Source organism: Faecalibacterium sp. Marseille-Q0746 (genome assembly GCF_017377595.1).
Taxonomy (GTDB): Bacteria; Bacillota; Clostridia; order Oscillospirales; family Ruminococcaceae; genus Faecalibacterium; species Faecalibacterium duncaniae.
In genome coordinates this window covers 23275-29559 of the sequence record NZ_JAFREI010000025.1, presented here as the reverse complement: position 1 = coordinate 29559, position 6285 = coordinate 23275, and the positions used below count along the sequence as shown (strand labels likewise).

Below are 6285 nucleotides of genomic sequence, written 5' to 3'. Positions count from 1 at the left end.
CAACGAGGCGCTGGCCGAAGAACTGACACAGGAGACTTTCTTCAAGGCTCTGGACGGCCTGAAGGACTACGACGACCGGCAGGATGTACGGGCGTGGCTGTTCACGGTGGCCCGCAACGCCTATTATTCCCACTGCCGCCGGACAAAGCACACTGCCCTGCTGGAAGATGCTGAAACCGCCCCCGCCGACACTCCGGACATTGCCCAACTGCTGGTCGATCAGGATGCGGCATTCACTGTACATCAGTGCTTGCACACGCTGGACGAGCCTTACAAAGAGGTGTTCAGCCTCCGGGTATTCGGCGAGCTGCCCTTTGAGCGCATCGGGCTGATCTTCGGCCACAACGCCGCATGGGCCCGGGTGACCTACTACCGGGCCAAGACCCAGCTGCAAAAGATGCTTTCCACTTCCACCTGACATTTCCTATCACAGCAGAACACCCCCGGCCCAAAGGCGCGGGGGTGTTCTTTTTGTGCGCAGGAGCGCAACAAACAAAAACAGCCCTGCCAAAGCAGGGCTGCAAAAGTACAGCTTGAGATAAATCAGCGCTTGCTGAACTGGGGTGCATCGCTGGCAGGGCTGCGCCCTGCACGCGATGCTTGAGCAAAGATCTTTAGCGCCACCGGCTCGCCCCTTGCGGGGCAACCGCCGGAGATGCGCAGTCGTGCTCCCCAGTTCTCCGGGAAAGCAGGCAACAAAAAACGGCTCTGCCGAAGCAGAGCCGTAAAGATACATCTGAAACAAATCAGCGCTTGGAGAACTGGGGTGCACGACGTGCAGCCTTCAGACCGTACTTCTTACGCTCCTTCATACGAGGATCGCGGGTCAGGAAGCCAGCCTTCTTCAGAACAGAACGATTCTCATCGCTCTGCTGCAGCAGGGCGCGGGACAGGCCGTGGCGGATAGCGCCAGCCTGGCCGGAAACACCGCCGCCAGAAACGCGGACGACGACATCGTACTTGCCCTCCAGGCCCAGCAGGACCAGCGGAGAACGGACGATCAGCTTCAGGGTCTCCAGACCGAAGTAGTTGTCGATATCACGATCGTTGATGGTGATCTTGCCGGTGCCGGTGTAAACGCGAACGCGGGCAACGGAATCCTTACGACGACCAGTGCCGTAGAAATAAGGTTTGGTTTCGTACATGTTCGATTGCCTCCTTCTTAGAACTCGATCTTCTCGGGCTTCTGAGCTGCGTGAGCGTGCTCGGCACCCTGGTAGCAGTGCAGACGGGTCAGAGCCTTAGCACCGATGGTGTTGGAAGGGATCATGCCCTTGATAGCGTAGGTCATAGCCAGGTCGCTGTTCTCAGCCATCAGCTTGCTGTACTGGACCTTCTTCAGGCCGCCAATGTACTTGCTGTGGGTGATGTGGAACTTCTGCTCAGCCTTCTTGCCGGTCAGAACTGCCTTGTCGCAGTTGACGACAACGACGTAATCGCCGCAATCGACATTGGGGGTGTAGTTGACCTTCTGCTTGCCGCGCAGCAGAACAGCGGCCTCAGCAGCGACGTGACCCAGGCTCTTGCCGGTTGCGTCGAGCAGATACCACTTGCGCTCGACTTCAGCGGGCTTTACGAGAGTAGTGCTCATATCTATTTCCTCCTGATAAGTGTTTGGTACGATTCAGGCGCCTTTGGGGCGCGAGTGTCAGTATACAACACAAAAAAGCGCCTGTCAACATCTTTTTGCGATTTTTTCAGTGGAAATTTTTATACCTCTCAAAATCTCTTGAATCCTCTCGAAATCTCGTGTTTTCTAAAATCGCATTTTTGAAAAGTTTTTCAGCCTCCGGGGGGCAAATTTGTCCCGGCGGCGCTACAATTTTGCCGCTAAGTGTGTTATACTATATAAGATATTGTAAAAAGGAGATTTTTCCCATGCCGAAAGACATTCACACGCAGGATTCCTCCCAGCAGCGGGCCTCCAGGCTGCTGCTCGCCATGGGCGTGATCGTGCTTTTGGGTGCGCTGGCCTACTTTGGGCTGACGCTGGCTGTCAACCGCCGCACTCCCGCCAACCCCGACACCCACTTTGATGCGGAGAATGGCATCTCGGTGGATTACGAAAGTGCCATCTGGCCCGTCTGTCAGATGACCGAGGATGCTGCGCTGGGCCATGCGCTGCAGCTGGCTTCCGGTGAGGACAGTGCCAACGCCAACTATCAGGTAGTGCTGTTCCAGCGGGGTGACAAAGCCACTTACGAAGATTTCATCGGCCAGTCGGAAGCTGACCTGAAAGCAGCCTACGGTGTCATCAGCCCCCGCAAGGTCAAGCTGCAGGTGGAAGGTGCCACGGTCACTGCCGTGCGCTGTGATATCCAGGCCTACTACGCCGTGCTGGCCACCATTGAATACGACAGCGGCGATGTGGTCTATGTCTCCGGCCTGACCAAGCTGGCCTCCATCAGCGATATCGTCAATCTGGTGGAAAGCGTGAGCCTGACATGAGCGATCCACACGCCATGCAGCGGCTCTGCGGCCTGATGCGCAAGGCCGTGCAGGATTATGAGATGATCTCCCCCGGTGATAAGATCATGGTGGGCGTTTCGGGCGGTAAGGACAGCGTGGCCCTGACCATCGGGTTGGCCCAGCTGCGCCGGTACCTCGGCTTTGATTATGAGGTCGTGGCCGTCACCCTTGACCCGCAGTTTGACCACCAGGCTGTGGATTACAGCCCGCTGGCGGCGCTGTTCGCCCGGTATGGGGTCCCCTACGAGGTGCGCCGCACCGAGATCGGCCCCATCGTGTTTGAATACCGGCAGGAAAAGAACCCCTGTTCCCTCTGCGCCAGGCTGCGCCGGGGCGCGCTGCACACGGCGGCGCAGGAGCTGGGCTGCAATAAAGTGGCACTGGGCCACCACCTCGATGATGCTGTCGAGACCTTTTACATGAACCTCTGGCGGGAGGGCCGCATTGGCTGCTTCTCCCCGGTCACTCAGCTGGACCGCCGGGGCCTGACCCTGATCCGCCCCATGCTGCTGGCCACCGAACACGAGGTGCGCTGTGCGGTAAAGGAGGAGGACTTCCCCATCGTCAAGAGCCGCTGCCCCGCCGACGGTGTGACCGTGCGGGAGCAGACCAAGGATTTTGTCCGGGAGCGCTGCCGCACCGACCACGCCTTCCGGCAAAAAACGCTCCACGCTCTGCAGGAGAGCGGCATCGACGGTTGGCGGCCGGTCCATACAGGACGCACATCCAATCCATCCCCAAAGGAGGGAATGCATCATGCAGATGCAGAACTTTGAAAAACACGTCTGGGCTGAGATCGACCTCGATGCCCTGCGGGCCAACTTCCGCACCGTAAAGCAGCGGGCAGGCAGCCTGCCCCTGTGTGCCGTGGTCAAGGCCGACAGCTACGGCCACGGTGCCGTCCAGTGCGCCCGGGTCTTTGCGCAGGAGGGCGCCTCCTGGCTGGCTGTCAGCTGCCTGGCCGAGGCCCTGCAGCTGCGCAGGAGCGGCCAGACCCTGCCCATCCTCATTCTGGGCCATGTGCAGCCCACATACGCTGCCGCCCTCATCCGGGACGATATCACCGCGGCCTGCTATTCCCTGCCCCAGGCCCAAGCCCTGAGCGAGGCCGCACAGGCCGCCGGGGGCCGGGTCAAAGTGCATCTGGCTGTGGATACCGGCATGGGCCGCATCGGCTTTGCTCTGCGCACCGATTTTGATGCCGCCATTGCCGAGGCCATCGCCGCCTGCACCCTGCCCGGCCTGAAAATGACCGGCCTGTTCCAGCACTTCTCGGTGGCCGATGACACCGCTGAGGAAAACATTGCCTACACCGCCGAGCAGCACCGGCTCTTTGTGCAGGCCTGCAGCGCCCTGACGGCAGCCGGGCACGAGCCCGGCATCGTCCACTGCGACAACTCAGCCGGTGTGATGCTCCACCCGGACTGGCCCGAGGGCCTGCCCCGGGCACACTGCATGGCCCGCCCCGGCATCATCCTGTACGGCTTTGACCCCAGCGATGAAGTCCGCTTCGGGCTGTTCCGCCCGGTGATGAAGCTCAAGACCGTGGTCAGCATGGTCAAGGTGCTGCAGCCGGGCCAGTCCACCAGCTATGGCCGCCGGTTCACAGCAAAGCGGCCCACGCCGGTGGCCACCCTCTGCACCGGCTACGCCGATGGCTACCCCCGCCAGCTCAGCTGCGGCAAAGGCATCGTGGAGATCCACGGCACGCCCTGCCCGGTGCTGGGCCGGGTCTGCATGGATCAGATGATGGTGGATCTCTCCGCTGTGCCGGGCACGGTGCAGGAGGGGGACGAAGCCATCCTGTGGGGCGGCACTGTCAGCGACAGTGCCGAGGACATTGCCCGCAAGACCGATACCATTTCTTACGAGGTGCTTTGCGGCGTTTCCCGCCGGGTGCCCCGTGTTTATCTGGAACACGGCACGACCGCTGCCGTGGAGGACTGGATCCTGAACGACTAACACACTCTCCCGGAGGAATTACATGGCAAGAGACAACATCCGAAATTTCTGCATCATTGCACACATCGACCACGGCAAGTCCACCCTGTCGGACCGCATCCTGGAGCTGACCAAAAGCGTGGACGAGCGCATCATGGAGGATCAGATCCTCGATAACATGGACATCGAGCGGGAGCGCGGCATCACCATCAAAGCCCGCGCCGTTACCCTGAACTACACTGCCAAGGACGGCAAGACCTACGAGTTCAACCTCATCGACACCCCGGGCCATGTGGACTTTGCCTACGAGGTCAGCCGCAGTCTGGCCGCCTGTGAGGGTGCCATTCTGGTGGTGGATGCCACCCAGGGTGTGGAGGCCCAGACGCTGGCCAACACCTACATGGCGCTGGAGCATGATCTGGAGCTGGTGCCCATCCTGAACAAGATCGACCTGCCCAGCGCCCACCCGGACGAGGTGGCCCAGGAGGTGGAGGATGTGATCGGCCTGCCCTGCATGGATGCGCCCCGCGTCTCTGCCAAGACCGGCCTGAATGTCGATCAGGTGCTGGAGCGGGTGGTCAGCGATATCCCCGCCCCCACCGGCGACCCGGATGCTCCCCTCAAGGCCCTGATCTTTGACAGCATCTACGACAGCTACAAGGGCGTTATCGTCTACATCCGCGTGTTCGAGGGCACTGTCAAGCCCGGCGACACCATTAAGATGATGGCCACCGGGGCCGAGTTCACGCTGGTGGAGGTGGGCCACATGGGTGCCACCAGCCTGACCCCCTGCAGCCAGCTGCAGGCCGGCGAGGTCGGCTACCTGACCGCCAGCATCAAGACCGTGCAGGACACCCGCGTGGGCGATACCGTCACACTGGCAGACCGTCCCACCTCCGAGGCCCTGCCCGGCTACCGTCAGGTCAAGCCCATGGTGTTCTGCGGCATCTACCCCGCCGACGGTGCCAAGTACCCCGACCTGAAGGACGCGCTGGAAAAGCTGCAGCTGAACGACGCTTCCCTGACCTTTGAACTTGAGACCAGTGCCGCGCTGGGCTTTGGCTTCCGCTGCGGCTTCCTGGGCTTGCTCCACATGGAGATCATCACCGAGCGTCTCGAGCGGGAGTTTGACCTGGATATCATCACCACGACCCCCAGCGTCCGCTACCGCCTGACCATGACGGACGGCACCGTGGAGATGATCGACAACCCGTCCAGCTACCCAGACCCCTCCAACATCGTCAAGCAGGAGGAGCCCTTTGTGGATGTCCACCTCTACACTCCCAACGATTACGTGGGTGCCCTGATGGATCTGTGCCAGCAGAAGCGCGGCGTGCTCATCGACATGAAGTATCTGGACGATGTCCGCGTGGACCTGCACTACGCCCTGCCTCTGGGCGAGATCGTCTACGATTTCTTCGATGCCATCAAGAGCCGCAGCCGCGGTTACGCCAGCTACGACTACGAGTTCAAGGAGTACCGCGAGAGCGATCTGGTCAAGCTGGACTTCCTGCTGAACGGTGACCCCGTGGACGCGCTCTCCATGATCGTGTTCCGGGACAACGCCTACGCCAAGGGCCGCCGCATCTGCGAAAAGCTGCGGGACAACATTCCCCGCACCTTGTTTGAGATCCCGGTGCAGGCCGCCATCGGCGGCAAGATCATCGCCCGTGAGACCGTCAAGGCCATGCGCAAGGACGTGCTGGCCAAGTGCTACGGCGGCGATATCTCCCGCAAGAAGAAGCTGCTGGAAAAGCAGAAGGAGGGCAAGAAGAAGATGCGCCAGCTCGGCAGCGTCTCCCTGCCCAGTGAAGCCTTTACCGCCGTGCTGAAGCTCGACAGCACGGATGACTAAGGGGTTTGGCTACTTGCATT

General features: G+C 60.9%; 7 protein-coding genes. 5 read left to right on the top strand and 2 right to left on the bottom strand.

The window, feature by feature from the left end:
- On the top strand, positions 1 to 418 hold a 418-nt coding region (locus J3351_RS12540; protein WP_207697867.1), incomplete at its 5' end, for an RNA polymerase sigma factor.
- Between the two features lie 328 nt (positions 419 to 746).
- Here the strand turns inward: J3351_RS12540 and rpsI are convergent.
- Positions 747 to 1145 carry a 30S ribosomal protein S9 gene (gene rpsI, locus J3351_RS12535; RefSeq protein ID WP_005929995.1) on the bottom strand — a complete coding sequence of 133 codons (399 nt, stop codon included), beginning with the start codon at positions 1143 to 1145 and terminating at the stop codon, positions 747 to 749.
- 17 nt (positions 1146 to 1162) lie between these two features.
- Positions 1163 to 1591 carry a 50S ribosomal protein L13 gene (rplM, locus tag J3351_RS12530; RefSeq protein WP_005929998.1) on the bottom strand — a complete coding sequence of 143 codons (429 nt, stop codon included), beginning with the start codon at positions 1589 to 1591 and terminating at the stop codon, positions 1163 to 1165.
- Positions 1592 to 1878: 287 nt separating this feature from the next.
- Here rplM and J3351_RS12525 point away from each other — a divergent pair, with 287 nt between their 5' ends.
- Genes J3351_RS12525 through lepA form a run of 4 tightly spaced genes read left to right on the top strand, consistent with a single transcriptional unit; the run spans position 1879 to position 6265 of the window.
- Positions 1879 to 2448, top strand: a complete 570-nt coding sequence (locus J3351_RS12525) for a hypothetical protein (RefSeq protein ID WP_207697866.1) — start codon at positions 1879 to 1881, stop codon at positions 2446 to 2448.
- Entirely contained in the window at positions 2445 to 3245 is an 801-nt protein-coding gene (locus tag J3351_RS12520) for a tRNA 2-thiocytidine biosynthesis TtcA family protein (RefSeq protein ID WP_005930004.1), read from the top strand. Before J3351_RS12525 ends, J3351_RS12520 begins: the two co-directional genes overlap by 4 nt.
- Positions 3226 to 4431, top strand: coding sequence for an alanine racemase (alr, locus tag J3351_RS12515; protein WP_207697865.1), 1206 nt, complete (start codon positions 3226 to 3228; stop codon positions 4429 to 4431). The genes J3351_RS12520 and alr overlap by 20 nt, the downstream gene beginning before the upstream one ends.
- 22 nt (positions 4432 to 4453) lie before the next feature.
- Positions 4454 to 6265 carry a translation elongation factor 4 gene (gene lepA / locus J3351_RS12510; protein WP_097770166.1) on the top strand — a complete coding sequence of 604 codons (1812 nt, stop codon included), beginning with the start codon at positions 4454 to 4456 and terminating at the stop codon, positions 6263 to 6265.
- The last annotated feature ends 20 nt before the right edge of the window (positions 6266 to 6285 follow it).